The following is a 2,643-nucleotide window of genomic DNA, read 5'->3' on the forward strand; positions in this document are numbered from 1 at the left end:
CGCCCGCCGGGTGGGGCGGTTGTGCACCCTCGTGCCGGTGCCGTTCGTCATCCCGGTGCACCGGGTGATCCGCGCCGACGGCGGGATGGGCAACTGCCCCGAGTGCCGCCTCCGGCTCCTCGAGCACGAGCGGCGCAACCTCACGGCCGCGGCCCCGGTGCCGTTCCCCGGCGGTGCGATCTAGCAGGCCGGGTCATCCGAACAGCGGTGGGCACCGAACCACCCCGTGGTTAGTCTGGCGGCAGTCCGACCGCCGACCACGAACCCGGGGGAGATCCCATGACTGTCGGAGATGTCACCACCGAAGGGCCACAGACGGTTCCGGGGCGCAGCGCCGGGGCCGCGGTCGAGAAGTACCTGCACGTCCGCCGGCTCACCGACCTGCTGGCCTCCCGTCTCAGCGCCGAGGACCAGGTCCCGCAGTCGATGACCGCCGCCAGCCCCGCGGCCTGGCACCGGGCGCACACCACGTGGTTCTTCGAGGAGTTCGTGCTGGGTCGGCTGCCGGGCTATTCCTCACCCGAGCCGGTCTTCCGGTTCCTGTTCAACTCCTACTACGAGGCCGTCGGCCCGCGGCAGCCCCGACCCCAGCGCGGGCTCATCACCCGCCCGTCGGTGGCGGAGATCGGCGACTTCCGGGCACGCGTCGACGACGCGGTGGTGGCCGCGCTCGAGGCGGGCCGGGTCGACGACCGTGGGCTGGAGCTGCTCGAGTTGGGCCGCCACCACGAGCAGCAGCATCAGGAACTGATGCTCATGGATGCCAAACACCTGTTCTCGCACAATCCGACCGACCCCGTCTACGTGCACAGGTCCGCGGACCCGGTCGCCGCGGCGCCGGGGGAGACGGACTGGCTCGTCGTCGTCGAGGGGGTCGCGCAGGTCGGCGCGCTGGATCCCGCCGACGGCTTCTCCTACGACAACGAGCGCCCGCGTCACCGGGTGTGGATCCCCGACGGACAGGTGGCGACCCGCCAGGTCACGGTGGCCGACTGGAAGGAGTTCATGGCCGACGGAGGGTACGCCCGCCCCGAGCTGTGGCTCTCCGACGGGTGGGCCGCCGTGCAGGACGAGGGCTGGGACGCACCCGGGTACTGGAGGCGCGAGGACGGTGTCGGCGTGAGCGCGTCCGCGGGCACCGCAGGGGCTCCCGCCGCCGACGGCGAGTGGACCACCTTCACCCTCTCGGGTCGCCGTCCGGTCGTGGACGCCGAACCCGTGTGCCACGTGTCCTTCTACGAGGCCGACGCGTACGCCCGGTGGGCCGGGGCCCGCCTGCCCACCGAGTTCGAGTGGGAGGTCGCCACCGCCGGCTGGGAGATCCGCGACGAGCTCGACCCCGACCGCTGCCACCCGCAACCCGCCACGGATCGGACGATCGGCGGCGTCTGGGAATGGACCGCCAGCGCCTACCTGCCCTACCCGGGGTTCGTCACCGAGGAGGGCGCCGCCGGCGAGTACAACGGCAAGTTCATGTCCGACCAGCACGTCCTACGTGGTGGCAGCGCCCTCACCCCGGCGGGCCACACGCGACCCACCTACCGGAACTTCTTCCCCGCCTCATCCCGGTGGGCGGCGACGGGACTGAGGCTCGCCCGATGACCGACACCGAGAACCCGACCACGACGACGACCACGACGACGACCACCACGACGACGACGACGACGGAGTCCACCGACCCCGACACCGCCGCGCTGGAGTCGGACCTGCTCGAAGGCTTCTTCTCCGACCCGCCCACCCTGCCCCCGCGCTGGTTCTACGACGAGAAGGGCAGCCTGCTGTTCGACCAGATCACCCGCGTGGCGGAGTACTACCCCACCCGGGCCGAGGCCGAGATCCTGCGGGCCCGGGCCGGCGACATCGTGGGCGAGGCCTCGACGGTGGTCGAGCTCGGGGCCGGGACCTGCGAGAAGACCCGGGTGCTGCTCGACGTCTTGGCGGCCGGGAGCGCGGATGCGGGATTCGTGCCCCTGGACATCAGCACCGAGATGCTCTTCGAGACCGCCCGCGCGCTCGAGCAGGAGTATCCGGGTCTGCGGATCGACCCGGTCATCGGCGACATCACCGCTCTCGACGGCCCGCTGCCGGGTGAGCCGGGCGGACGGCTGGTGCTGTTCCTCGGCGGCACCGTCGGCAACTTCAGCGAGTCGCAGCGCGCCGGGTTCTTCCGCATGATGCGCGGGATCATGGCCCCGGGTGACCGGCTGGCCGTGGGATTCGACCTGGTCAAGAGTCCGGACCGGCTGGTCGCGGCCTACGACGACGCCGCCGGGGTCACCGCCGAGTTCAACCTCAACATGCTCGACGTGATCGCGCGGACCGTCGAGTGCACGGGCCTCGACTGCCGCGACTTCCGGCACGAGGCCGTGTGGAACGCCCGGGAGAGCCGGATCGAGATGTGGCTGCGCGCGGTGCGCGACGTGCGGATCGACTTCCCGACCCTCGGGCGGGAGCGCACGCTGGCCGCCGGTGAGGGGATCCGCACCGAGATCGCCCGGAAGTTCGAGCCCCACGCACTCGTCGACGAACTCGCGGGACACGGCTTCGGCGGTCAGGCGGTGTGGACCGATGCGGCGGGCGATTTCGGGCTGGCCCTCGTCGTCGTCGACTAGGAGTTCCGACCCGGCGGTTCCTCGCCGGCAC

At 71.9% G+C, this 2,643-nt stretch carries 3 protein-coding genes; all 3 read left to right on the forward strand.

Going from position 1 to position 2,643, the window contains the following annotated elements; translation table 11 throughout:
- Nucleotides 1–184, forward strand: a 184-nt coding sequence (locus G6028_RS08345) for an MGMT family protein (protein ID WP_182658606.1), incomplete at its 5' end; no start/stop codon positions are given.
- A 95-nt stretch (nucleotides 185–279) separates the two neighbouring features.
- Nucleotides 280–1,602 (forward strand): ergothioneine biosynthesis protein EgtB, encoded by a 1,323-nt coding sequence (gene egtB / locus G6028_RS08350; RefSeq protein WP_182658607.1) that lies wholly within the window; start codon nucleotides 280–282, stop codon nucleotides 1,600–1,602.
- Nucleotides 1,599–2,612, forward strand: coding sequence for an L-histidine N(alpha)-methyltransferase (egtD, locus tag G6028_RS08355; RefSeq protein WP_182658608.1), 1,014 nt, complete (start codon nucleotides 1,599–1,601; stop codon nucleotides 2,610–2,612). Before egtB ends, egtD begins: the two co-directional genes overlap by 4 nt.
- Nucleotides 2,613–2,643 lie beyond the last annotated feature (31 nt).

Origin of the sequence: Dietzia cercidiphylli (assembly GCF_014145145.1) — a bacterium.
GTDB lineage: Bacteria > Actinomycetota > Actinomycetes > Mycobacteriales > Mycobacteriaceae > Dietzia > Dietzia natronolimnaea.